Origin of the sequence: Nocardia asiatica NBRC 100129, assembly GCF_000308415.1 — a bacterium.
In the GTDB taxonomy this organism is placed as follows: Bacteria; Actinomycetota; Actinomycetes; order Mycobacteriales; family Mycobacteriaceae; genus Nocardia; species Nocardia asiatica.
Window position 1 is genome coordinate 1 of record NZ_BAFS01000120.1, and the last position, 24873, is coordinate 24873.

A 24873-nucleotide genomic window follows, 5' to 3' on the forward strand; every position below is an offset into this window, starting at 1 on the left:
AAATCGCCAGCGCCGGCAAATCTCGGCATCGACTGTCCCGCCATGGCGATCGCCAGCTCAACAACGCGAAGCCTGAGCATCGCCGTTACTCCAACGCCTACTGCGCTGCGGCTCGTGCTGCGGGCGCCGCGCCGATCCGGCGCGGAGAACCCGGCTACAGATCCGACCTCAACCACACACCCCATCAGGATTCGGGCACACGCACGCCGCCATCGAATATCGGTCTTGTGGCCGATGCCGGACCGGCATCGTTCCAATCTAACGTGTGCGACACCCCGATCGGGCGGAGTGACAATGTCGAAAGAAGACTCGCGATGGACGTGCCGCGCACCACGGATACTTGCGCGATGCGTCGGACGGGACAGATCAGCGCCACGTCCGCAGCATCGTCGGCCATTCTGCACGTCGAAATGTGCGCATCGTTGATGGGCAACTCACGCAGTCGTGATTCGGTGCTCGCCGCTGTAGATGTTCATCGTTTGGCCGCGCAAGAACCCTACCAGCGTCAGTCCGGATTCGGCAGCCATGTCCACGGCAAGCGAACTGGGCGCCGAGACCGCCCCCAGCAGGGGGATACCGGCCATGACAGCCTTTTGCGCGAGTTCGAAAGAGGCGCGGCTGCTCACGATCAGCACCAGACGGTGACCGGGGAGGCGACCTTCACGTAGTGCAGATCCGACTACTTTGTCGACAGCGTTGTGCCGGCCCACGTCCTCGCGGACGGCGACTGCGGCTCCGTCGACGGTGAACAGACCAGCGGCGTGCAGGCCGCCGGTAGATTCGAAGATCGTCTGGCGTGAGCGGAGAGCACTGGGCAGTGTCGACAGCGTCGCGGCATTGATGACGACGCCCTTGACCGGAATGCGAAACCGGGTACGAGCGTGGACCTCATCGAGTGCGGTCTTGCCGCAGAGTCCGCAGGCGCTCGTAGTCAGGAAGCTTCGTTTTGGGATCGGAACGGGGCGGCGCAGCTCGACATCGAGGATGTTGTAGGTGTTGTGGCCGTTCTCCTCGGCACCCACGCAGTAGCGGGCCGCGACGACATCGTCACGTTCGTAAATGATTCCTTCGCTCAACAGGAAACCGTGCACGAGATCAATGTCGTGGCCGGGGGTCCGCATCGTGACGGTCAGCGGCGCTCCGTTCACCCTGATTTCGAGAGGCTCTTCGACAACGAGGGTGTCGGGGCGTGTGATCTGTCCGGACGCGGAGACACGCGTCATCCGACGTCGGGCCGTCACCCTCGACATAGCCGCGCCGCCACGGCACACGAGTCGTAGTCACGAGCGAAGAATCCACGGTCGCAGATCTGGTTCATCGAGCCTGTCGCCCCGAATTCTCAGCGCACGGCTCAAGTTTGATGACTATCGCTTTCGATACCGGGGTGTTGGACTGTGCCGCGACGTGGGCCAGAGGAACCAGCGGATTCGTTTCCGGATAGTAGGCCGCGGCGTTGCCGCGTGGTGTGGAGTAGCCGACCAGCCGGAACCCGCCGACGCGGCGCTTGAGGTTGTCGGCCCATTCCGAGACCAGATCGACCAGGTCGCCGTCGCGAAAGCCGAGTGCGGTGATGTCGTCGGGATGGACCAAGATGACTTTTCTGCCGTCGCGGATTCCGCGGTAGCGGTCGTCGAGTCCGTAAATGGTAGTGTTGTACTGATCGTGGCTGCGCAACGTCTGCAGGATCAGCCTGCCGTCGGGGACCTGCAGCCAGGTCAGCCGGTTGACCGCGAAGTTGGCCTTGCCCGTCGCCGTGTGGAATTCCCGACTGTCACGCGGTGGATGCGGCATCTGGAATCCATTGCGCTGCCGCAGTTTTGAATTATATTCCGCGCATCCGGGTATGATTCGCGCGATGGCGTCGCGGATGGTGTCGTAGTTGCGGCGGAAGCGGTCCCACGGCACGGCATGGTCGGGTCCGAACAGGGCTTCGGCGAGTTCGCAGACGATGGCGATTTCGCTGCGCAGGTGCTGACTGACCGGCCGGAGCCGTCCGGTGGAGAGATGCACCATCGACATGGAGTCTTCCACCGAGACTTGTTGTCTGATGCCGTCCGGTGCGAGGTCGAGGTCGGTGCGGCCGAGTGTCGGCAGGATGAGCGCGGTTCGGCCGTGGATCACGTGGCTGCGGTTGAGTTTGGTCGAGACCTGCACCGTCAGCTCGCACTGTCGCAGTGCCGCTTCGGTGACGAGGGTGTCGGGAGTGGCGGAGACGAAGTTGCCGCCCAAGCCGAAGAAGAACTTCGCGCGTCCGTCTCGCATGGCGCGAATGGAGTCCACGGTGTCCCATCCGTGTCGGCGAGGGCTGATGATGCCGAACTCGCGGTCGAGGGCGTCGAGGAAGCTATCCGGCATCTTCTCCCAGATGCCCATGGTGCGGTCACCTTGGACATTGGAGTGACCACGTACCGGGCACACACCCGCGCCGGGCTTGCCGATCATGCCGCGCAGTAGCAGCAGGTTGGTGGCTTCTTCGATGGTGGCCACACCGTGGGAGTGCTGGGTCAGGCCCATTGCCCAGCAGATGATCGTGTTCTTCGACCCAGCCAGCAGCTCAGCAGTGCGTTCGAGCTGCTGGCGGGCCAGCCCGGTGGCGACCTCCACTTCGGCCAGATCGACTGCACGGGTGTGGGTTTCGTAGTCGGCGAAGCCGGCGGTGTGCGAGTCGACGAAGGCGTGGTCGACGACCGTACCAGGAGCGCGGTCCTCGGCCTCGAGCAGCAGCTTGCCCAGGCCCTGGAACAACGCCATGTCTCCGCCCAGACGAATCTGAAGGAATTCGTCGGCAATGCGGACGCCGCCGGTGAAACCCTTGGTCGTCTGTGGATCTCGGAAGCCGAGCAGGCCCGACTCCGGGAGCGGATTGACGGCGATGATCCGTGCACCCTGGTCTTTCGCGTGCTGCAGTGCGCTGAGCATGCGTGGATGGTTGGTGCCCGGATTCTGTCCGGCGACGATGATCAAATCCGCGATCGGGAAATCGTCGAGGGTGACCGATCCTTTGCCGATCCCGATGGATTTGGTCAGTGCGGTCCCGGAAGACTCATGGCACATGTTGGAGCAATCCGGAAGGTTGTTCGTCCCGAAGCTGCGCACCATCAGTTGATACACGAACGCGGTTTCGCTGGCCGTCCGCCCAGAGGTGTAGAACACCGCCTCGTCCGGTGAGGCCAGGTCGCGCAGAGTCTTCGCGATCAGCCGGTAGGCATCATCCCATTGGATCGGCCGGTAGTGGGTATCACCTGGTCGCAGCACCATCGGGTGGGTAATGCGCCCCTGCTGCCCCAGCCAGTAGCCGGACTTCTCACGCAGCGTCGCGACCGAGTTCGCCGCGAAGAACTCCGGCGTCACTGTACGTAACGTGGCTTCCTCGGCGACGGCCTTCGCGCCGTTTTCACAGAACTCCGCGGGCCGCCGCCTGCCGGTCGGATCGGGCCAGGAGCAACTCGGGCAGTCGAAGCCATTGCGCTGGTTGAGACGGGCCAGCGACCGCGCAGAGCGCGTGAGGCCCATCTGTTCGACGGCACGTTCCAACGCCACGGTGACTGCCTTCACCCCTGCCGCGGCGGTTTTCGGCGCGCTGACAGTCAGCGCCGCCTCATCGATGTCGTGTTCCGGTGCGTCGCGCATCTCAGAAGCCTCGCTCGATCCACTCCGCCAAATGCGGTGCTTCGGTGCCGATGGTGGTGTCTTCACCGTGTCCGGTGTAGACCTGAGTGTCCTCGGGAAGGGCGAACAGCCGGTGGCGAATGGATCCGATGATGGTCGGGAAATCGGAGAACGACCGCCCGGTTGCGCCCGGGCCGCCGGAGAACAGGGTGTCTCCGGAGAACAGGGCCTTCGCCTCGGGCAGGTGCAGGCAGATCGAGCCTGGCGAGTGGCCTGGAGTGTGGATGATCTCGAGCACCGTACCAGCCAACGCGACGCGCTGACCGGCTGCCGCATACCAGTAGGACTCCCCTGGGTGGGTCATCTCCCACAGCTCACCATCCCCGGGGTGCAGGACCACCGGGGTGTAGAGCGTTCTGCCGAGTTCGGGTGCGAAGGTGACGTGGTCGTTGTGCCCGTGGGTGCATATCACTGCTACGACGTTGCGGCCCGCGACAGCGTCGATGATGGGCTTGGAGTCGTGTGCGGCGTCGATGATGACGACCTCGTCGTCGTTCCCGACGACCCAGACGTTGTTGTCGACTTGCCAGGAGCCGCCGTCGAGTTCGAAGACCCCGGAGGTGACCACCTGGTCGATATGCAACTCGCTCCTCACAGTACGACCACCGAGCGCAGCACGTTCCCGGCGTGCATGGTGTGGAATGCTTCCTCGACCTCGTCGATCTTGATGCGTTCGGTGACGAATTTCTCCAGCGGCAGACGCCCCTGACGGTAGAGATCAACCAGCACCGGGAAGTCCCGATCGGGCAGGCAGTCGCCGTACCACGACGACTTCAACGCCCCACCACGGGAGAAGAAGTCCAGCAACGGCATCTCCAACCGCATCCCCGGCGTCGGGACACCGACCAGCACCACGGTGCCCGCCAAGTCGCGGGCGTAGAACGCCTGCTTCCACGTCTCCGGACGCCCGACCGCGTCGATCACGACGTCGGCGCCGAATCCGCCGGTGAGCTCCTGCACCGCGGTGACGACATCGGTGTCGGTGGCGTTGACCGTGTGGGTGGCGCCGAGGTCGGTCGCCCAGGCCAGCTTCTTGGTATCCCGGTCCACCGCGATGATCTTCGACGCACCGGCCAGCCGCGCGCCGACGATCGCGGCGTCACCGACGCCGCCGCAGCCGATCACCGCCACGGAGTCCCCGCGCCCGACTGCGCCGGTGTTCACCGCGGCGCCCAACCCGGCCATGACACCGCAGCCCAGCAGCCCGACCACCGCCGGATCCGAGGCGGGATAGACCTTCGTGCACTGACCCGCGTGCACCAGCGTCTTCTCGACGAACGCTCCGATGCCCAGCGCGGGAGTCAGTTCGGTGCCATCGATCAGCGTCATTTTCTGGCTGGCGTTGAACGTGTCGAAGCAGTACTGCGGCCGGCCGCGCTTACACGCCCGGCACTGGCCGCACACCGCGCGCCAGTTCAGGATGACGAAGTCGCCGACCTCCACCGACTCGACATCCTCGCCCACGCTCTCCACGATGCCGGCGGCTTCGTGGCCGAGCAGGAACGGGAACTCGTCGTTGATGCCGCCCTCCCGATAGGTCAGGTCGGTATGGCAGACCCCGCACGCAGCCACCGCGACGACCACCTCGCCCGGACCCGGGTCCGGGATCACGATGTCGGTGAGCTCGACAGGCGCCCCCTTCGAGCGGGCGATCACACCGCGTACCTGCTGTGGCATGTTGCTTCGGTTCCTTCATCTCGAGCTGCACAGTCATGCGTCTCCCGGCATGACTCAGAAGACACTAGGTACAACCGGCCCACACGGTGACCTAGCCGAAAGGCTGGAAGAACCCATCCTTGAATCCAGGTCGCCAATTACGAGGACACCGACCCGTAGGTCTCCTCACCTGCGTAAAGTTGCTGGAATGTCCGAGCTGATGGCTCCAACAGCCACCGAAGGCGCTGCGGAATTTCGCGCTCTCCGTGATGTCATCGCGGGCCCGCTGTATGAGATCGCGCGTCGATTCTCCCGCTTCCTAGGCCCTCGTTGGCCCCATACGGCTCTGGTGATCTTCACCCACGAATGCACCGGCCGACCCCGCAAGATCGCCGGCGACACCACCGTCGTCGACAAGATCACCATCAGCGAACTCGAAGACCTCAAAACCAGACTCGAGCCAGGAACAGCGCTGGGCACCACCGCCTCGATCGGCGGCGCCCAGCGCTGGGTGTGGACGCTACGCGACGTCACCGACACCCTGCTGGTACTCATACCCCGCAACCCGGGCCAGCAACTCCCCGCACCGGCCGACTTGGCCGCAGCATTCGGCATCGTTGCCACGTCCATCATGCAGCAAGTTGCCCAAGCCAGTCCGGATTACCTAGCGGAGTCCCGCGCCGCTTCCACCGAACGAGCGCGAACCATCGCTGAACTGACCGCCGCCCATGAAGCCGCGCTCGTGGCCATCCTGAACACCTTGCGCTCCACCGGCCTCGACGACAACACCGCGCGCCTCACCGCTACCGACTCCACCTCCCAGGCGCTGCTGGCACTGCGATCAACACAGAACACCGACCGCGAACTATCCGAAGAACCAGCTGCCACCGCCTTCACACGCCTGCGCAAAGAAATGCGCCAACTCCTGCGACACCACCCCGCGCACATCGAGTACGTGCCGCCGCCTGCCGACGGCAAACCTCTGCCGGGCGAAACCGCCTACGCGGCAAGGGCGATGACACGCGCTACTGTCCTGGCCTTTACCACCCAACCCACTCTTACGCGCCTGCGCATCGCATGGGCAAGCGATGACACCACCCTCACCATCGATGTCCGCGACCGTGAATCCGGCGAACTCGACGCCGCGATCCTGCGGCGCCAACTGCAAGGTCGAGCGCGGACGTTAGGGGGCGACCTACGCATCGAGACCATTCCGCAGTGGGGCAGCCGGGTGACCATCGAACTCCCCCTTGAATCCCCAGCCGCACGTCCCGACGAAGACCCACTGGCGACACTGAACAGGCGGGAACGAGAAGTGCTGGCGCTGATCAGCGTCGGCAAACGGAACAAAGCGATCGCCGTAGACCTCGGCGTTGCCGAGAGCACCGTCAAATTCCACGTCGCCGGGATTCTCAAGAAACTGAAAGTCAGCTCACGAGGAGAGGCCGCCGCTCTGGGCCGGCTCGCACACATCGGCGCCCTACCTACCTCCGACCCGTCCCCGCACCACATACAGTCACACCCGCCAGTGTCGTCCTGAGATGAACCCGTCGATCGGCACGCTCGCCTCATGACAAGGGTCTCTGTGAGCGAACCGCTTCTAATTGCCAGTCGATAGCCGTCCGGAGAAGGGGTTTGCGTGTCCCTTCATCGACACGGCGAACGATGCCGACGTCCGAGAACGTGTCCGCGCAGCCGCGCCGAACGGCTTGGTTCGTCAGGCGCCAGGCCCGGGGCGGGCCGAGGGCGGATGCGGACCGAGCCACGCATGGGGACCGTCAGAAAGTGTCCGGCCTGGATCCCAACGCCACAGCGAAACTCACGCCCAACGACACATCCATGCCGCACCGTCGAATTACACTGCCCGTCAGTCCCTTGTCTGCGCTGCGGCTATGGTGCGCGGCGTGCCCGAGCTGCGCGAAGGCCGGATGGCGAGACGCCTCGGCCGCATGCTCGGTGTCGGTGCCTCGGCCTTCCGCAGCAGCGCGGGTCGTAGCGGACCTTGCGCCGCCCTACCGGGCATCGGGCACCTGGCGAGAGTAGTGGCCGCATTCTGGATGCACGCCATCGTGCGCGGCCCGAATGCGGCACTGTGCCGCATAGGAGCCGCCGACGGTGCTGAACGCTATGGCTCTCGGACCCACACAGTTTGCAGCCCAGTATATTTCGCCGTCTCGGTCCGATATGTCGATGTGACATCGAACAGTCACCCGGCATCATCTTCGGGATCTCTCCAGAGGCCCTGGTTGACCAACTCGGTCGGGCGTTAGCCTTCGAAGGCGGGGTTCGACGACCGTAGGGGTTCGGGGACATCTGAGGCGACGGTGTAGTTGCCCGCCCGGACAAATCGAGACACGCTGCGGCGCAACAGTATCCAACAATCGACTGTGTACTGGCCCGCTCGATCTCTCCCTCCCATCGTGATCATGCCAAGGGGACTCACCGCTATGGACTATTTCGCGCCACTACCAGCACTCCGTCCACCTGCTCACGTGACCGGGCCTTCGGAACAGCCGACCGGTCACATTCCGGCTATCCACGTAAGATCCAGCGCCACAACGCCAGTCGCGGGCTCCCAGCTGCGTGCCGCCTCCCCGTCCCGCCAGGAGCCGACCGACGATGTCTTTACCTCGGTCAGCACCGACTCCGAGCGGGCCACTCAGCGGCTCGACCACATCACCGATCAATTGACTCAGGTCAACGATCGATTGCACGCACTTCTGGTCTGCGGTGGCCCTTTCGACGCCGTCTACCGCCACATCCTCGCCACTCCGGGCAAGCGAGTCCGGGCGGGGCTCGCGCTGGCCTGCGCCCAACTGCTCCCATCGGCCGCTGCGGTACCGTTGCGCGACGCGGTCAACATGGCCTGCGTGTGGGAGATGTTCCATGAGTCGTCACTCGTGCACGACGACATCTGCGACGGTTCGCTCTTGCGGCGCGATGCGCCCTCGGTACCGGCCGAGTTCGGAATACGCACCGCGGCCAGAGCCGGATTCCATCTGGCAGGCACTGCGTTACAAGTGCTCGCACAGATAGTCACCGACAACCCGGCGGTCTTCGCGACGCTCGGTGCGGCTGCCGGCGTCACGTACCTCGACCGGTTGTCGGATCTCTCGTTCGGTCAGCTTGTGGAGACTCTCCCGCCCACGGTCGAGGACTCCGCTCTGCGCGGGCACTACGAGCTCGTGGCCGGTGCGAAGACCGGCACGCTGTTCCGGCTGGCCTGCTCCTACGGTGGCACGGCGGGCGCCATCGATCACGAACGGCTGCGCGCCTTGATGCGGTACGCCGACCAACTCGCCTTCGCCTTCCAGATCATGGACGACGTGCGCGACGTCGAGGGCGACCCCGCACTCGGCAAGGACGCCTGCGGCGACCTCGATCGCCGCGTGCCGACCTGGCCGGTGATCGAATGGCTGGCCATGCGGCACGGCGCTCGTGAAATGTGGCTCTCCACAGAAACTTCCAGTGCCGCCCTGCAGAGCGAGCTGGTGACCAGCGGGGCCACCGAGGTCGCCTGCGCGGTCGCCGTGCACGCCGCCGAGACGGCATGCCGGGCGATCGAAGTGTTCCCGCCCTCCCCCGCGCGCGAACACCTGCGCGAACTCTCGACGCGGGTGGTCTCGCGATGATCGGGGAGCGACTCGGCGTCTTGGCCCGCGGACTGCGGCACTTGCGGCGCGCACCGGATATCGCTGCGCTGCGCAGGGCTCCCTCACCGGAGCTGTTGGCCCGGCTGGCACTGATTCCGGCGGCTCGGAACCTCGGCATCGCCGTGGGCTTCCTGCCCGCCGACCAGCGGGCCGAGGCTACCGCCGCCCTGCTGGCCTGCCGGGTGCTCGATGCCTACGAGGACCTCATGGACCGCCCGTCGGCGAGCGACGCTGTGCTGGCCGCCGTGGCCTACCTGAACGGCACCACCGATACGCCTCCCCCGCCGCTGGACGCGGTCGCCGTCCGCGACAGCGAAGCCGTCGATCTGGTGCTGGCCGAGCGGGTTCACGACGTCCGGACGCTGCTGTCGGCACTGCCCCCCGACGGCCGGGAACGTGTCTGCCGGATGCTGCTCGACGTCGGGGGTGTGATGGCCCGCAACCTCGATGAGCCCCTGCCGCGGTCCGCCTACGGCGAGGGCGTACTGGGACGGGTGATTCTCTACGCTTGCTCGCTTGTCGCCGAAAAGGCTTGCGCCGAGTGCGATCTGGGCGAGCTGGCCGGATGCGTCGGCGTCACCGCGCAGTTGGCCAACGACCTGCGCGACGGCGAATTGGCACTGTACGGCGTCGCCGACCGCGAAGAACTGACCCGAGTGGTGATGCTACAGCTGCTGGCCCCGGCACTGGGCAGCTTCACCCTGTTGGCCCGGCTGGGCCCGCGCACGCCCGGCCTCAGCGCACGGGCCGCGATGGCCTATATGGCCATCACGACAACGGCTTTCCTGTGTACCGCGGTCGGGGCGCCCGCACCCTACCGGCGGCGGCTGCGGCTCGCGGCGGCCGCACGGGCGGCCGGCTCACCGGCGTACTGGACGACGATGCAGCGACGGATACTGCACTCCGTGGACCAGGCGGTCCATCGGGTGCTCGACGCGTCACCCGACCTCGCTGCCGGGGCGGGCCCGGCACCGAAGATGCTCGGCTCGGTCGACTACCGCTCGATGCCGCCCGCGATGCGGCCGCTGATCGTCGACTCCGCCTTCACCCTCGTGCACGCCCTGCCGGAAGAACCGCTGACCGGCGAACTGCCCGGCTCCGAGATCCGCCGGATGATGATCGCCGATCATCTGGCCTTCGGCGCCCTGGAACGAGTGCACCCGGGCGATGCCGAGGCGATGCGAAACCTCGCCACGAGATTCCAGCTCGCCGCGCACGACACCACTTCTTGAGGAGGCCGCTCATCAGCACCGTCGCGAAAGCCCCGCTCGCCGCATTCGACTCGACATATCCAAGGAGCCTCTTATGAGCACCGTCACGCCTCGTCCCAGCCCCCGAACGCCCGACGCGTCGTCCGGGCCGACGCCCTTCAGCCGCCGGGTGCTGAAGCTCGAGCACCCGGCGAACATCGGCCCGCTGGCCCATATCGTGGCGTGGGTCGCGCTGCTGGCCGTGGGACTGTTCGTGCCCGCCGCCACGAACTGGTACCTGGCCGTGCCGCTGATCATCACGCTGACGCTGCTGAACTTCTCGCTGACGATCGGCGTGCTGCACATGCACACCCACCGGCCGCTGTTCGTGTCCAAACGGTTGAACCGGGTGGTCGATCTGTTCTGCTGCATGCCCGCCACGCTCACGGCAGCCGAGATGCGCGAGGTGCACATCCTCAACCACCACCGCTACAACGACGGGCCCGGTGACGTCACCTCCACCGAAGGGCGCGAGCACGGCCTCGGCGCCGTCTGGTACTGGATCAGATACGGCACCATCGTCAAGAATCACACCGTCCGGAAGATCTTCGCCGCCGACGCGACGACCAAGCAGCGCCGGCGGCGCAACCAGTTCCTGTTCGATCTCACGCTGGTCCTGGTGCTGATCGGCGTCACATGGTACTTCGCCGACGACACCCGATTCGTGCTCTTCTATTGGATCCCGTTCCTGGTGACCCAGGTGAACTCCGGCTACTTCGCCTGGCTGACCCACGCCCCGGCGCGCGGTTTCGAGGACGATCCGAGCAAATCGTTGAACACGGCGGGCAACTGGCTCAACTTCTTCATCTTCAACCAGGGCTATCACAGCGTGCACCACCGCTACCCCGGCGTCCACTGGAGCCAGATCCCCGACAAACTCGACTTCATGCGGCAGGTCGACCCCGGCGTCATCGTGCCCTACTGGATGACCCTGAACTCGGCCTGGCGTCTGGTCGTGCCGGGCGGCTTCCTCGACGCACCCTACGGCGAGCGATGGAAGGTCAAGTTGGAGAAGCGAATGGAGGAGGGTGGCGTCCGCTCGCGGCTCCTGCCCTGGTTCGCATGGATCTGATCACTCCGCGCCAGGTACGGGGCGTGCTCACCGACCGTCGCCGGCTCGTCCCGTTCCTGCTCGCGTTCGCCGGATACGCCTTCACCGGGGTGACCGTGCCCCTGTTCCTGCTGTTCGCCGGAGGCTGGTGGCTACCCAAGACGGTCGACGACGGACCGCACCTGCCGACCGGCCCGGCGGTCGTGATCGACGTGCTGTTGCTGGCGCTGTTCGGCCTGCAGCACTCGGGTATGGCCCGGCCGTCGTTCAAGGCGTTCGTCACCCGCTGGGTGCCGCAAGCCCTGGAGCGCACCGTCTACGTCGTCATGGCCAGTCTGGCCGTGTGGGTGCTGTGCCTGGGCTGGCAGCCGCTGCCGCAACGGATCTGGTCGGCCGACGGCATCGTCGGGACAGTGCTCGACGCCGGTTTCTGGCTCGGTTTCACACTGGTCTACGCGGCCACCTTGCTGCTGGACCACTTCTATCTGCTCGGCCTCGACCAGGCCTACCGCCACTACGTCATCCAGGTACCCGACGCGACCGCCGACCGGCTGCAAGTGCACGGGCCCTACCGCTTGGTGCGCCATCCGCTGATGACCGGCCTGCTGTTCAGTTTCTGGTGCGCGAGCACGCTCACGGCAGGTCACCTGCTGTGGGCGGTCGGACTGACCGGCTACATCCTGCTCGGCACCGTCCTCGAGGAGCGAGATCTCGTCGCTCGCTTCGGTGCCGCCTACCGCGCCTACGCGGCCCAGGTGCCCGCGTTCTTCCCGTCGCCGCTGCGTCCGTCCGCGCGGGCTCGCCTGCGCGGGCCGCGCCTGTCACGCCCGTCGATTCGTCAGCGGTAAAGGCGAATTCGTCCGCCCGCGGCCGAGCCGAACGTCGCGTCGGGACGCGTCCCGCAACTGCTCGTCGCCGATGTCCTCGCCGGACCCCACCATCACCGTCCGTCGCCGCGTCCCATAGGGAACGCGGGGCGGCCCTGCTCGAGTTTGGAGATGAATCGACGTGAACAGTCCTCGTGTCCACAGCGGCGGAAGACCCGCCGCCCCGGGCGTGGGCATCGGGCGCGCCCACGGCAAGGCGATCCTGCTGGGCGAACACACGGTCGTCCACGGAACGCCCGCTATCGCGTTCCCACTGCCCGCGCTGCCGGTGCGCGCGGTCGCGTACTCCGGCGAGGCAGAAAGCTCTACCGTGTCGCCGCCAGCCGTGTCGGGGCGTTATGCGCTGTCCGACAACGGCTCTCGATTTCTCGCTGGGAACGGTCTTCCCGCGGCGACTCCGGTGTCCGGCCCTCGCGTCGCCGTCGAGGAGGCGTTGCGACGGTGGGATCTGCCCGGCGAGGTCATCGAGGTCGTTCTGCACCGCGAGCTTCCGCGGGCGCGTGGTCTGGGGTCCAGTGCGGCCGATTCGGCTGCCGCCGTGCGGGCGGTCGCGGATCTCCATGGCAGGACGGTCGATCCGGACTCCCTCTACGAATTGGTGCAATGCGGCGAGCAGTTTGCGCACGGGCAAGCCAGCGGCGTGGACGCCCGCGCCGCATCGGCCGACGGGCCGATCTGGTTCCATGCAGGCACGGCCCGCCCGCTGGAGGTCGGCCTCGACGCCGCCCTGGTGATCGCGGACACCGGGATACCCGGCGCCACACAGCAGGCGGTGGCCGAGGTGCGCGGTCGGCTGAACCGAGATCGCGGGTCCGCTGGACGGCTTCTGGAGCGCGCGACGGAACTCGTCGAGTCCGCTCACGCGGCCCTGGCGGCCGGGCGCGCCGAGCCGCTGGGCAGAACGCTTCTGTACTTCCAGGACCTTCTCGACGAACTCGGTGTCGGCAGTCCACGGATCGACGCCCTCGTCACAGCAGCGCTCGAGGCCGGGGCGTTCGGCGCGAAACTCACCGGCGCCGGCCTCGGTGGCTGCGTCCTCGCGCTCACCGAGGCGGGCCGTGGCGCCTCGACGGTGAATGCGGCGCTGCGCCGGGCCGGAGCCGTACAGACCTGGATCGTCCCGACCCGGAGCGTGCTGCCATGACCGACCCCGCGATCCCGCCCGAAAACGGAACTCGGTACACACCGACGACTTTCGTCCCCCATGCGGCGACCGTTCTCGCCGCCGACGGCATCGACCATCTCGGGCACGACGATGCCGATCCGAATCTCCTCCGTGGCAACGAGATCGGCGAAGAAGTGGTCGCCGTAGCCCATCCGAACATCGCCCTGGTGAAGTACTGGGGCAAGCGCGACGAATCGTTCTTCCTGCCCGTCACGGGGAGTCTGTCGATGACGCTGGACATCTATCCCACCACGACGACGGTGCGGTTGATCGATGGCCCGGCCGACGTCGTCGTGCTCAACGGCTGCCGCGCCACCGGTCCGGCGCACGCCAGGGTCGAGCGGTTCCTCGACCTGGTTCGCGCTCGCGCCCGACGCGCCGAACACGCGCTGGTCGTCTCGACCAATACCGGGCCGACCGGCGCGGGCCTGGCCTCCTCGGCGAGCGGATTCGCCGCACTGGCCGCCGCGGCGTCCGCGTGCTACGGGTTGGGCGGGGACGTCCGCGCGCTGTCGAGACTGGCGCGGCGGGGCTCCGGGTCGGCCTGCCGATCCATTTTCGGCGGGTTCGCGGTGTGGCATGCCGGCGACGGCTCCGGCGAGGCGGGTGACCTCAGCTCCTACGCGGAACCGATCGACGGCGATGCGCTGGACCCGGCTCTGATCGTCGCCGTGGTCGACACCGCGTCGAAGGCGGTGTCGAGCCGGGAGGCCATGCGCCGGACCTGCGCCACCTCGCCGCTCTACCGGGCGTGGGCCGAGTCGTCGGCCGCCGACCTCGATGAGATGCGCAAAGCCATTGCGCGCCGGGACCTTCCAGCGGTCGGCGAGATCGCAGAGCGCAACGCCTTGGGGATGCACGCCACCATGCTGGCGGCGAAACCGTCGATCCGGTATCTCTCACCAGGGTCGGTGGCGATTCTGGACCGGGTACTGGCGCTGCGCGACGACGGCGTCGCCGCCCACGCCACGATCGATGCCGGACCGAACGTCACAGTGCTCTGTGCCCGCGCCGACGCGCAGCGGGTGGACGCGGCCCTGCGCGACGTCGGCGATTTCGTCCGAACCCACACGGCGCATCTCGGCCCCGGCGCCGCCGTTGTCCGGGGCGGCGGCCGATGATCAGCTACCGCGCCCCGGGCAAGCTGTTCGTCGCCGGAGAATACGCCGTCGTGGAGCCGGGCCATCGGGCGATACTCACGGCGGTCGACCGCTACGCGACCGCCACCGTGGTCGAGGCATCCGCCGACGAGGACATCACACTGCGGACGGACCTGGACTGCGTCGGAAAGCTGTCGTGCCGGCGCGACGGTGCCCGATTGATCCCGCGAACCGCCGATGCCCGTGTGCCGACCGGGTTCGCATACGTCTTCGCGGCGGCCGCGGTCATCGATCGGTTGCTTATCGAGCGAGGTATCCGGGCGCGTCCCTATCGTTTGCGCACCACCGGCGATTTCGCCGACTCCGATGGCAGGAAGCTCGGTCTGGGCGCCAGCGCAGCGGTCACGGCCGCGACCGTCGCGGCTCTCGGCCTCTTCTATCGGCTCGGCCTGAGCACGATGGACCGGTACCGGTTGGCGATGGTGGCCACCCTGTCGGTCAACCCGGCCGCCTCCGGTGGCGACGTGGCGGCGAGCACCTGGGGCGGCTGGATCGCCTACGGTTCCCCCGACCGGCAGCGCATATCCGAATCGATCGCACACAAAGGGGTCGACGCGGCACTGCGCGCGCCGTGGCCCGGGTTGTCGGTGCATCGACTGCCTCCGCCGGCGCGACTCGCGATGAAGGTCGGGTGGACCGGCGAACCGGCGTCGACACCGGCGCTGGTCGCGGGACTCCGCAACGGCCACCGCCGGCAATTGCCCGACCACAGCGCCTTCCTGGCCGACAGCGAGCAGTGCGTCCAACGGCTCGGCACGGCACTGGGAGCCGACGATTCCGCCGGAATCCAACGCGAAATACACAACGCCAGAACAATTCTGATGGAACTCGACGCGAAGGCGCGGGTGGGCATCATGACACCGCGCCTGCGCGCGCTGTGCGAGGCGGGCGGAGCGGTAGGCGCCGCAGCCAAGCCGTCGGGAGCCGGTGGCGGCGATTGCGGCATCGCGCTGATCGACCGCACCCGCAACACGGCCATCACCGAGCTCACCGCTCGCTGGATCGCCGCGGGCATCCACCCTCTGTCGCTGCGCACCCACCCGCACGAGGAGGACCGCGGATGACCGGCAACCGCAAGGACGACCACGTCCGGCACGCCGTCGACCAGCACCGCGACGGCACCGGCCGAAACGACTTCGACTCGGTCACCTTCGTGCACCATGCCCTGGCAGGCATCGACAGCGCAGACGTGTCGCTGGCCGTCAATGTCGCCGGGAAGCGATGGGACACACCGTTGTTCGTCAACGCGATGACCGGAGGAAGCCCGCACACCGGTGAGATCAATCGCCAACTGGCGGTCGCCGCCCGCGAGACCGGCATCCCCATCGCGTCCGGGTCGATGAGCGCCTACTTCCGCGACTCCTCGGTCGCCGACAGCTACCGGGTGCTGCGGCAGGAGAACCCGCACGGGTTCGTCATGGCCAACGTCAACGCGGCGGCGACCCTGGACCAGGTGCACCGGGCCATCGATCTGCTGGAGGCCGACGCCGTGCAGATCCACCTCAACTCGGTCCAGGAGATCGTGATGCCCGAGGGCGACCGATCCTTCGGGTCCTGGCCACGCCAGATCGAGCACATCACCGCCCATGTGCCCGTGCCGGTGATCGTCAAAGAAGTCGGGTTCGGTCTCAGCAGGCCCACCGTCGCCTGGTTGCGCGACGCCGGAGTCGCCGTGGCCGATGTCGGCGGCCGCGGCGGTACCAACTTCGCGCGTATCGAGAACGATCGGCGCGCGACCGCGGATTTCTCCTTCATCGAGGGCTGGGGCCAGTCGACGCCGAGCTGCCTGCTGGACTGCGCGGGCGTCACCGGGATCGATCTGTTCGCCTCGGGCGGTATCCGCTCGCCCCTCGACATCGCCAGGGCACTGGCGCTGGGCGCCTGCGCGACCGGTGTCGCGGGACGCTTCCTCGAGACGCTCGTCGGCCGCGGCGCCGCCGCGTTGATCGAGATGATCCGTGCCTGGCTCGTCCAACTGCGCCGGATCGCGACCGTGCTCGGCGCCGCCACGCCCGCCGACTTGGTCGGCTGCGATCTGCTGATCACCGGCGACGTGGCGACGTTCTGCCGCCTTCGCGGCATCGACGCGGCCTCGTACGCCCACCGGAGCTCGTGGTGGAACGAATCGGAGAGAAGGAGCCACCCGTGAACGACATGTCGTATGCGGCTGTCCCGCTGCGGTGGGTGGGACCCGTGCGCATCACCGGCAATACCGTCGACGATGCCGTCGAGGTCCCCTTGGCCACCTATGAATCCCCGCTGTGGCCGTCGGTCGGGCGCGGCGCGCGGATATCCACGCTGACCGACGACGGTGTGGTGGCAACCTTGGTCGACGACCGCATGACCCGTTCGATCCTGCTCGAAGCCGACGACGCGAACACCGCCCACACCGCGGTGCAGCGGCTCGTGAGCCGATTCGGCGAACTGCAGGAGGTGGCCGCGGGCAGCAGCCGGTACGCCCGCCTCATCGACCTGCACCATCAGATCACCGGGAATCTGCTGTTCCTGCGATTCGCGTTCACCACCGGTGACGCCGCGGGCCACAACATGGCCACGCTCGCCGCCGATCATCTGATGAACCACATCGTGGCGACGATTCCCGGGCTGCGCTACGTCTCGGTGTCCGGAAACTATTGCACGGACAAGAAAGCCACCGCGGTCAACGGGATCCTCGGCCGTGGCAAGAACGTCGTCACCGAAATACTCATACCGCGCGACGTGGTGGAAAGGAGACTGCACACCACCGCTCGACAGGTGGTCGAGCTGAACATCCGCAAGAATCTCATCGGCACGCTGCTCGCCGGTGGAATCCGCTCCGCCAACGCGCATTACGCCAACATGCTGTTGGCCTTCTACCTGGCCACCGGGCAGGACGCCGCGAACATCGTCGAGGGGTCCCAAGGCGTCACGCACGCCGAGGACCGCGCCGGGGATCTCTACTTCTCGTGCACGCTGCCCAACCTCATCGTCGGGACCGTCGGGAACGGCAAGCACCAGAGTTTCGTCGACGAGAATCTCACCCGCCTCGGCTGCCGTTCGCGGCGGCGCGACGGCGACAACGCCCGCCGTCTCGCCGTGATCGCGGCGGCCACCGTGCTGTGCGGCGAACTGTCCCTGATGGCGGCGCAGACCAACCGCGGTGAATTGATGCGCTCCCACACCCGATTCGAACGGTCGACCACGAGCAACGGAGTACTGCCATGACCACCCAGCCGGTCGGAATCCACGACCTGTCCTTCGCCACCACTCACTACGCGTTGGATCACGCCCTGCTCGCGGAGCGCCTCGGCGTGGACCCCAACAAGTTCTACCTCGGCATCGGCCAGGAGACGATGAGCGTCGCCGCCGCCGACGAGGACATCATCACCATCGCCGCGGCCGCCGCCAAGCCCATCATCGACCGTCACGGCGTGGACCACATCCGCACGGTGCTGCTGGCCACCGAAAGTGGTGTCGACCAGTCGAAATCAGCGGGCCTCTACCTCCACCCCCTGATCGGACTGCCCAATACCGCCCGCGTCGTCGAACTGAAACAAGCCTGCTACGGCGGCACGGCCGGACTTCAATTCGCCGCCGGACTGATCGCCCGCGACCCGTCCCAGCGCGTACTGGTCATCGCCACCGACATCGCCAAGTACGAACTCGACAGCTCCGGCGAACCGACGCAGGGCGCCGCCGCGGTCGCGATGCTGGTCAGCGCGAATCCGGCGATCCTGCGGCTGGAACCCCACTCCGGGCTCTACAGCGCCGACATCATGGACTTCTGGCGCCCCAACTACCGCACCGCCGCGCTGGTCGACGGCAAGACATCGGTCAACGCGTACCAGAAGGCCACCCAGGAAGCCTGGACCGACTACCGGCGGCGAGGCGGCCGCGACCTGGGCGAATTCGCCGCGTTCTGCTACCACCAACCGTTCACCAGGATGGCTGCCAAAGCACATCGCCACCTTCTCGAAAGCCAGGGCCACACCGCGGACTCGGCCGCGATCGACGTCGCGATTCGCCATACCACCACGTACAACCGCACCGTCGGCAACAGCTACACCGCCTCGCTCTACCTCGGTCTGATCTCCTTGCTCGACCACGCCGCCGACCTCACCGACCGACCCGTCGCCTTCATCAGCTACGGATCGGGCAGCGTCGCCGAATTCTTCAGCGGTACTTTGGCATCCGGCTACCGCGAGCACCTCAGAACCGATGCGAACCGGGACGCCGTCACCACTCGCGAACCCCTCGGCTACGACCGCTACCGCGAACTACACGAAGCCCGAACCCCCACCGACGGCAGGTACCACGCCATTCCCGAGGAGACCGCCCGCCCGTTCCGGTTGGCCGCGATCTCCGGCCACAAACGCATCTACGAATCCCGATGACAGAGATTGACGGACTGACCTCGCCTCCCACGGAACCGGCAGGGTCACGCTGCGCCGGGTACGCAGTAGGCCCGACGTGTCGAAGCGGACCTTTCTCACCGGACGTGAGCGACGTGCCCATCACGCGCCGGTCGAACACCGAAGCCGAAGCTCACCGGCTTAGGTGATCCACCGCCGCACGGGGTCGAAGGTGTCCACTGCATTGGCACCGCGGCTGGGACACTTGTTGCGGACGGTACAGGGCTAAGAACCTACGTCCCGCGTGCGGAACGCGGTGCGAACGAACCCGTCCGACACCACCGGCGCCAGGATCTCGTTCAGCACGTCCCTGCGCCGTTCCCGCAGGAAACGACGGTGCCCAGCTGGCGCGAGCGGGTGGCGACACGTCCTATGTGGCGAATCCGCTGCCATTAGTATTCGAGCAACCGATGCGGGCTCTTCAACGAAGACTTCCTCTCTTCACGGAGAGTGACGATCTCATGGACATCGCCTAGACGAGGCGCGATCCCGAAGTCGACCACGAGCGAACCATCGACAGGGGAAGCCGTCGCCAGCTATCAGCGTCTGACCGCACCCGAGCCGCCTCCTCCGTGTCCGGCCTCGCCACTCTGGGGGAGGGGCCACGTTGTGCCGATAGATGCTACCTGCGGACCTTGCGAATTGGCGATCGGGCGCGGCACAGCGCCGTCCCGATTCGACGCACCCGGAATTCGAGCGAAAGCGCCACCGCCGCGCCATCGATGACTGGGCTGAGCGGACTTTGCGTCACACAAATCGGTCGATCGACGTATGGCCTCCGCGTGCTCGGGCAGAGATGCTACGAGTATCGGCAAGAAGCCGACGAAGCGTCGAGGCTGACGCCTTGGCAGACACGAGTCTCTGCTGGCCGACGACAGCCCAGGCGATCGAACGCTTCACCAGTCGTGGACATTGCCGGCCTATCTATCGACAAGGAGCGCCATGGGCTCAGGTGGGGACCGACTCACCGGAGTCCACCAGCTGATGGATGAGTTCGGGGGTTCGTAACGGAAATAGATGTCAAAGGAAATTACGATGGAGCGGATGATCGAGAATGAGTTGTATCGAGATTTCGGTCTCTGGACGGAACTAGTCGACCGTGCCGCGCACGCGGAGAACGAAGTCGACCGGGAAATCCCCGCATTGCGGTCAGCGGAAATCGAGCAAAAGTGGATTTCCACCGCGGGAGAATTATGGAGATTTCTACACGAACTGTATGACCGATGGTACGAGACCGTCGACCGCCTACGGGCGGAGACGAAATCCGTAGCATACGTCGATGTTGATAATTCTCGGCAGTGCGGATGAAACCGTAGAGCCGAACCCCTCCTGATATCGCCGTCGCGGTCAGGCCAGTTCGGTGGGCCGGGAAGAGGTTCCGTTCGAACGATTCTGGGGCGATGCCGGAACACTACACATCGTCCTTTCGATCAGTATTCGAGCGGAATCCTTGCCGCCGGAATTGCCACGAAGGGCTGTCGGCCTAAAGTTCGATCAACGTCGCCAGCGAATCGCCGCGACGTAAAGCATCGCTTTCAGCAACTCCGCACAAAATTCGTCCTCAGTTTTTCGGCGAGTGTCGCACCAGAATTGCATCTGGTCTTACGAGCTTTCCAATCTGACGCTCGGTTGCGGCCGGGTTGTATCGCCGCGCAGATCGAGGACCGCTGCCGGAAACCATTGTCGCGAATATGTAGTTTGCAACCACGGCGGGGATAACTCCACGCATCATGTGATGAGGAAATGTATGAATGAGAACCACTCCAATGGTCTGCGCCGCGGTGCCCGCGTCGCGGGCGTCGGCGCTGCCGCGGCTGTTGCCATGGGCGTGCTTTCGACCGGTGCTGCCAACGCCGACACCTTCGTGCCGTTGCCGGACGGCCAGAAGGTGGGACCCGGCGTGACGATCACCCGGAACGGAGAGCGGGCCTTGATTTCGCCGTCGCTGGCCGCCAACGGCGCCGGGCGCGTGGTTTGGGTGTCGGGCAACGCGGTGGCCGATGTCACCGAGACGCCGGAAGGCACCGTCGGCCCCAACAACGGCCCCGCGGGCAACCCCGGAACCAACAACTCCTCGACGCACGGCGCGTCGCAGTTGAGCACCGGTTACATCGTCGGTTGCCAGGTCAGCATCGCCGATGACGCGATTTCCGCGGGTGTGTCGGGCAGTGTGAACCTCAGCGGCGCAAGCGCGGGTGGCTCGATCGGTATCAACCTGGGCCCGGGTGAGGTCAAGTTCGTTCAGATCGATTACAAGGACATCCTCAAGCCCGGGGTGTACTCCGTCGAGTACCAGGATGCCGAGATCCAGGTTCAGGGCTGCGCGGGTTACGCGCAGGCGCGTTCGTACACGGTCGTCGAGATCATCGGTGATCACTACTCGAAGACCAGCCTCTACGGGATGCCGTTCAGCATCGGCTGACGTCCGTCGAAACCAAACGAACCATCCTCCCGCTGAAGCGGACTCAACCCTCGAGGGATATCAACCATGATCAACCGTAAGAACCTGGCGCGGATGGCCGGTGTCGGCGCCGCTGCCACCATCGTCATGGGCCTGTTCTCCACCGGTGCGGCCAACGCCGACACCTTCGTCCCGCTGCCGGGCGGGGAACTCACCAAGACGCTGTCCGACGGCACCGTCGTGACCATTCGTCTGGTCGGCGAGTCGGCGACCATCAGTCCGTCCATGGGCGCTACGCCCTTGCACCGCAACGCGTGGGTCTCCGGTAGCGCGCAGGTCGAGCTCTCCGGCGCGGCCGGGGGACTAATTTTTCCCGGCTATACCGTCGGCTGCCAGGTCAACATCGCCGGTGGCGGTGCGACCGGTGGTGTGGACGGCAACGTGGACTGGAGCGACGGCCAGAACGTCACCGGTGGCGTGGGCGCCAACTCCGGCGGCAACCTGTCGTTGGGTCCGGGCCAGGCGAAGTCGTTCTACGTGCTCGATCTGGAGCAGGCCGATGACTTCGGCAACGAGACGCACAAGACTCGCAATGCCTTCAAGGGCACCAGCGGTTCGGTGACGTGGGCCGACGAGACCATCGGCCTGAACGGCTGCGCGGGCTACGCCCAGGCACGGGCCTTCGTCAGCGTGCACGTCGAGACCGAGAGCATTACCACCTGGGTGACGTTGTGGGGACAACCCTTCAGCCTCGGCTGAGGCTGGACGCCACTCCATATAACGCGAACTGGCAGATGTGGCCGGAGTTGGTGAACAGCGGTCGGGCTCGTCGGGGTCAAGGTGTCGGCAGCCGGCACCGCTGCGGTATCGAGGATTGCCAAGTACGTCGGCCCCGACGATCTCACCAGCGTTGACGGCACTGATCCGACTGCCAGTTGTGGTTTCGCTTCGTCGAATCGCACGGCTTCGCCGGGTATCGCAGTCGGGCTACTACCCATATCTGGAAGCGCAATTCGACAACGTTCTCACCGATCGGCAGCAGCGACGCGCGGGCCTCTGAACGAAGACCGCCACTGTCCATCGCCAGTCCGACGACAGGTACAGACCCCGGGTGTATTTCGCCACCAGGGAGAGCGGGTCGCAGCCAAGACCGTCGCCACGGTCATGTCCCAGGCCGAAGGAATCAGTACTCCAACTTTCGAAGTTCGCGTTACCACGGCCGATCCGGCGGTGTTGTTCCCGCCGGATCTGACAAAACGCCATCCGATCAAGGTCGCTTCGACGCCGACAGGGTCACCGGTGCCATCGATCCGGTGGTCGCTGAGCCTGGCGGCGGAGTCCACGGGCACGATCGCGTCCTCGGATCGCGGCAGGGAGTTCACCTCGGCACCTGACCGCGTAGCCATTCTGGAATCAAGGGGTACCCCGGTCTGTGCGCGCGACCGATCTCTTGGGGAACAGCGTTTTCCGCATAGCCGATACGCCACGAAGGCCAGCGGCCGGCCTGGGCGCCGCGCTGAACGGAGTTATTATTCCGGCCCCATCTGCCCCATCGGATGACCTCTACCCGGATCGAGCCAACACGCGACAGCTTTCCAATCATCAGAAGTCATCCGTGTGCGAGCGCGTTCGCTGACACAGGAGGCATGCAGGCGTTGACGTCGCTCCATTGTCGACGACAACATTTTGCCGCATAAACCGCAATAAATGTAGTCCACCAGTTGTCCGATTTAATCATATAGGGCTTCGGGGCACGGATGCGCAAAGGTTGCCGATACTCCTCCGACGCCGACCAGAAAGCCATGATGGGCGTCCGTTCGGGGTCCACGCCATTGTGGACCGTCATCGGCATCGTTGCCGGACGGCGGAGTGTAGAGCACCCACACCCGAAACGGAAATTCCGGAACACCGGAGCGTCGCGCCGCTCTGATCGGCCTCCTGTAGGACGGTTCATGGGAAACGGGACTCGTACAGTCGTGCTGCTGTCCCGTATCATCAGATTCCTTTCCATCCCATGGGTAACTGGAGGCGTCGTTCCCGGATCTGTTCCACCATTTCGGCATATCCTTCACGAGCTTCGCTCAGGTGAAACCACGCTTGGTGCCGCTTCTCGGATTCGGCTGAATGCAGAACCGTCCACCACGCTTCCGCAAAAATCTTTGCGATATGATTCATCACCTCCCCCAATGAGTGCGTGTGTTTGCGCGCGCCTTTCGTGCGCGGTATGTAGCATGCCGCCCATGCGTTGATTTCGTCGACAAGTTCTTCGATTCGCGCCCGGACTTGCTCACAAGTGTTGCCGACCCGCAGAGGTTCCCGGTCGAGCTTGGCATGTATCAACTCGGCATGCAGATCGCTGAGATCCCGCGCCCACCCGGCAAGGGGTGTCGTATTGTCGCAACGACCCGAGACCGCCTGAAGCAGATGTTCGGGCTCCAATAGCGGAACCGCCCTGTTCGACGAAGGCTGTATGGCTGACTCGGTGACGCGTGAGGCGTATCCGGGTATATACATTTCTCATTACCTCACCGGTTGCCCCCGATGACAGCGCGGAGTTCCGTGACCCTGGCTGCGACGATGCAGGGGTCACTCGCCCGGCGTCCATTGATGCCGAATGCAACATAAGATTTACAGGTGCCGCTGAGGTCGGTACCAGAATGCCACATACGGGTCATCATGTACTCCTGCTGAACTCCACAAAAGAACGATGTACTCAGCATGGCAGTCTTACCTCTTGGCCGGAATCCGTAAGTTGACCGATATTGTGCTCCGGGGGAGTTTCGATACCGCATCAGAGGTGGCTGTCCCGTTGCGCGACGTGTGTCGATACACCCCTTGTCCGCTGAATCGGAGGCGTCGGATCGGTCATTGCACGCAAGAGGTGGCACGGTGATCTACCCGTTGCCGGTCATGGGCCTCGGCAAGTCGGTTTGTCGTGCGTAGGACTATCCCCGGGTGGTCGTGCAGCAGGTCGCGGCGGACTTCGCCGACCGAGAGCGCACTGCGGAGTCACCGGCTGGCCGCCGGTGACTCCGCAGTGTTCTGGAGCAGGTGCCTGCATGCGGCCGCCGTGGTGAATTCGAATGTGGGGGTACGGAACTTTCGCAGAGGTGTGCTCGGTCGCTATTCAGTTCGTCATCACTTCGAAGTTCACGCCGGAATCACTCCGGTGAACAAGAGGACCGCGGGAAGAAGTGCGGTGCCGATCGCTTCGGCTACTGCGACCAGCGCGGTGGCGCGGACAAGAGGTCTGCCCAATCCAAGGGTGAGGAAGAACAGGAACCACAGCCCGGCCCATGCAAACCAGCTGATCGCGATCCAGTGGTCGAACGTGCCGCGGGCGATCGACAGCGAATGGACGCCAAGAGGGACGGCGACCCCTGCCACCACGAGTGAGAACCACCCGAGTGCGGTGCCGCTGACGCCGGTGAACTGGTTGGCACCTACCCACAGATACGTCAGCGCGAACAGTCCGATGTAGGCAGCGGGCGCCGCGCTCGCGGCATCGGTGCTCTTCGCCAGGGTCAACGCGATGATCACCGCGCCGAGGAGCCCGGAGAACACGTTGACGACTGCGATGTCTTTGCCGG

The 24873-nt window shown here is 65.8% G+C and carries 19 protein-coding genes and 1 pseudogene; 14 read left to right on the top strand and 6 right to left on the bottom strand.

The features are described from left to right. Positions 1–32 precede the first annotated feature (32 nt). A pseudogene (locus ON27_RS45800) lies at positions 33–158 on the top strand (excalibur calcium-binding domain-containing protein); the annotation flags it as partial. Between the two features lie 276 nt (positions 159–434). Here ON27_RS45800 and fdhD read toward each other — a convergent pair. The 4 genes from fdhD to ON27_RS11135 form a co-directional block, all read right to left on the bottom strand. Then, complete coding sequence (gene fdhD / locus ON27_RS11120; protein WP_043723943.1) at positions 435–1250, bottom strand: formate dehydrogenase accessory sulfurtransferase FdhD; 816 nt, start codon at positions 1248–1250, stop codon at positions 435–437. A gap of 64 nt (positions 1251–1314) precedes the next feature. Beyond that, positions 1315–3630 carry an FdhF/YdeP family oxidoreductase gene (locus tag ON27_RS11125; protein WP_043723944.1) on the bottom strand — a complete coding sequence of 772 codons (2316 nt, stop codon included), beginning with the start codon at positions 3628–3630 and terminating at the stop codon, positions 1315–1317. 1 nt (position 3631) lies between these two features. Continuing rightward, on the bottom strand, positions 3632–4252 hold the full coding sequence (locus tag ON27_RS11130) for an MBL fold metallo-hydrolase (protein ID WP_373282762.1): 621 nt from the start codon (positions 4250–4252) through the stop codon (positions 3632–3634). Positions 4253–4260: 8 nt separating this feature from the next. Further along, on the bottom strand, positions 4261–5346 hold the full coding sequence (locus ON27_RS11135) for an S-(hydroxymethyl)mycothiol dehydrogenase (RefSeq protein ID WP_043723951.1): 1086 nt from the start codon (positions 5344–5346) through the stop codon (positions 4261–4263). Between the two features lie 187 nt (positions 5347–5533). On the opposite strand from ON27_RS11135, the gene ON27_RS11140 reads away from it, so the two are divergent. The 13 genes from ON27_RS11140 to ON27_RS11205 all read left to right on the top strand — a co-directional run bounded on the left by ON27_RS11140 (position 5534) and on the right by ON27_RS11205 (position 22042). Then, positions 5534–6865, top strand: a complete 1332-nt coding sequence (locus ON27_RS11140) for a LuxR C-terminal-related transcriptional regulator (RefSeq protein ID WP_063711302.1) — start codon at positions 5534–5536, stop codon at positions 6863–6865. A 952-nt stretch (positions 6866–7817) separates the two neighbouring features. Continuing rightward, the gene (locus ON27_RS11145) at positions 7818–8957 is read left to right on the top strand and encodes a polyprenyl synthetase family protein (protein WP_245559910.1); all 1140 of its coding nucleotides are present in this window, start codon (positions 7818–7820) and stop codon (positions 8955–8957) included. Further along, positions 8954–10210, top strand: coding sequence for a hypothetical protein (locus ON27_RS11150; RefSeq protein WP_043723954.1), 1257 nt, complete (start codon positions 8954–8956; stop codon positions 10208–10210). The genes ON27_RS11145 and ON27_RS11150 overlap by 4 nt, the downstream gene beginning before the upstream one ends. 73 nt (positions 10211–10283) lie before the next feature. Beyond that, positions 10284–11300, top strand: a complete 1017-nt coding sequence (locus tag ON27_RS11155; RefSeq protein WP_043723958.1) for a fatty acid desaturase — start codon at positions 10284–10286, stop codon at positions 11298–11300. Then, entirely contained in the window at positions 11291–12127 is an 837-nt protein-coding gene (locus tag ON27_RS11160) for a methyltransferase family protein (protein ID WP_051046434.1), read from the top strand. The genes ON27_RS11155 and ON27_RS11160 overlap by 10 nt, the downstream gene beginning before the upstream one ends. Positions 12128–12287: 160 nt before the next feature. Then, on the top strand, positions 12288–13310 hold the full coding sequence (mvk, locus tag ON27_RS11165; protein ID WP_051046435.1) for a mevalonate kinase: 1023 nt from the start codon (positions 12288–12290) through the stop codon (positions 13308–13310). Next, complete coding sequence (gene mvaD / locus ON27_RS11170) at positions 13307–14452, top strand: diphosphomevalonate decarboxylase (RefSeq protein ID WP_083887502.1); 1146 nt, start codon at positions 13307–13309, stop codon at positions 14450–14452. The genes mvk and mvaD overlap by 4 nt, the downstream gene beginning before the upstream one ends. Continuing rightward, positions 14449–15555: a phosphomevalonate kinase gene (locus ON27_RS11175; protein ID WP_043723965.1), complete on the top strand. Its 1107-nt coding sequence runs from the start codon at positions 14449–14451 to the stop codon at positions 15553–15555. The genes mvaD and ON27_RS11175 overlap by 4 nt, the downstream gene beginning before the upstream one ends. Further along, the gene (gene fni / locus ON27_RS11180) at positions 15552–16640 is read left to right on the top strand and encodes a type 2 isopentenyl-diphosphate Delta-isomerase (RefSeq protein ID WP_043723969.1); all 1089 of its coding nucleotides are present in this window, start codon (positions 15552–15554) and stop codon (positions 16638–16640) included. Before ON27_RS11175 ends, fni begins: the two co-directional genes overlap by 4 nt. Before the next feature lie 5 nt (positions 16641–16645). Next, the gene (locus tag ON27_RS11185) at positions 16646–17695 is read left to right on the top strand and encodes a hydroxymethylglutaryl-coenzyme A reductase family protein (protein WP_051046437.1); all 1050 of its coding nucleotides are present in this window, start codon (positions 16646–16648) and stop codon (positions 17693–17695) included. Further along, a complete protein-coding gene (locus tag ON27_RS11190; RefSeq protein ID WP_043723972.1) occupies positions 17692–18864 on the top strand; it encodes a hydroxymethylglutaryl-CoA synthase in 1173 nt (390 codons plus the stop codon). The genes ON27_RS11185 and ON27_RS11190 overlap by 4 nt, the downstream gene beginning before the upstream one ends. Before the next feature lie 1765 nt (positions 18865–20629). Next, complete coding sequence (locus tag ON27_RS11200) at positions 20630–21304, top strand: MspA family porin (protein WP_043723979.1); 675 nt, start codon at positions 20630–20632, stop codon at positions 21302–21304. Between the two features lie 66 nt (positions 21305–21370). Beyond that, on the top strand, positions 21371–22042 hold the full coding sequence (locus ON27_RS11205) for an MspA family porin (RefSeq protein WP_043723989.1): 672 nt from the start codon (positions 21371–21373) through the stop codon (positions 22040–22042). 1236 nt (positions 22043–23278) lie between these two features. Here ON27_RS11205 and ON27_RS42815 read toward each other — a convergent pair. Next, the gene (locus tag ON27_RS42815) at positions 23279–23722 is read right to left on the bottom strand and encodes a hypothetical protein (RefSeq protein WP_157227156.1); all 444 of its coding nucleotides are present in this window, start codon (positions 23720–23722) and stop codon (positions 23279–23281) included. Between the two features lie 711 nt (positions 23723–24433). Continuing rightward, a partial coding sequence (locus ON27_RS11210) for an AmiS/UreI family transporter (RefSeq protein ID WP_043723993.1) occupies positions 24434–24873 on the bottom strand: 440 nt, incomplete at its 5' end.

What these genes read in the sequence shown, in the direction of transcription:
- fdhD (WP_043723943.1), bottom strand. Translation starts at nt 1,250, where the DNA reads ATGTCGAGGGTGACGGCCCGACGTCGGATGACGCGTGTCTCCGCGTCC.
- ON27_RS11125 (WP_043723944.1), bottom strand. Translation starts at nt 3,630, where the DNA reads ATGCGCGACGCACCGGAACACGACATCGATGAGGCGGCGCTGACTGTC.
- ON27_RS11135 (WP_043723951.1), bottom strand. Translation starts at nt 5,346, where the DNA reads ATGCCACAGCAGGTACGCGGTGTGATCGCCCGCTCGAAGGGGGCGCCT.
- ON27_RS11140 (WP_063711302.1), top strand. Translation starts at nt 5,534, where the DNA reads ATGTCCGAGCTGATGGCTCCAACAGCCACCGAAGGCGCTGCGGAATTT.
- ON27_RS11150 (WP_043723954.1), top strand. Translation starts at nt 8,954, where the DNA reads ATGATCGGGGAGCGACTCGGCGTCTTGGCCCGCGGACTGCGGCACTTG.
- ON27_RS11155 (WP_043723958.1), top strand. Translation starts at nt 10,284, where the DNA reads ATGAGCACCGTCACGCCTCGTCCCAGCCCCCGAACGCCCGACGCGTCG.
- ON27_RS11160 (WP_051046434.1), top strand. Translation starts at nt 11,291, where the DNA reads ATGGATCTGATCACTCCGCGCCAGGTACGGGGCGTGCTCACCGACCGT.
- mvaD (WP_083887502.1), top strand. Translation starts at nt 13,307, where the DNA reads ATGACCGACCCCGCGATCCCGCCCGAAAACGGAACTCGGTACACACCG.
- ON27_RS11175 (WP_043723965.1), top strand. Translation starts at nt 14,449, where the DNA reads ATGATCAGCTACCGCGCCCCGGGCAAGCTGTTCGTCGCCGGAGAATAC.
- fni (WP_043723969.1), top strand. Translation starts at nt 15,552, where the DNA reads ATGACCGGCAACCGCAAGGACGACCACGTCCGGCACGCCGTCGACCAG.
- ON27_RS11185 (WP_051046437.1), top strand. Translation starts at nt 16,646, where the DNA reads ATGTCGTATGCGGCTGTCCCGCTGCGGTGGGTGGGACCCGTGCGCATC.
- ON27_RS11190 (WP_043723972.1), top strand. Translation starts at nt 17,692, where the DNA reads ATGACCACCCAGCCGGTCGGAATCCACGACCTGTCCTTCGCCACCACT.
- ON27_RS11200 (WP_043723979.1), top strand. Translation starts at nt 20,630, where the DNA reads ATGAATGAGAACCACTCCAATGGTCTGCGCCGCGGTGCCCGCGTCGCG.
- ON27_RS11205 (WP_043723989.1), top strand. Translation starts at nt 21,371, where the DNA reads ATGATCAACCGTAAGAACCTGGCGCGGATGGCCGGTGTCGGCGCCGCT.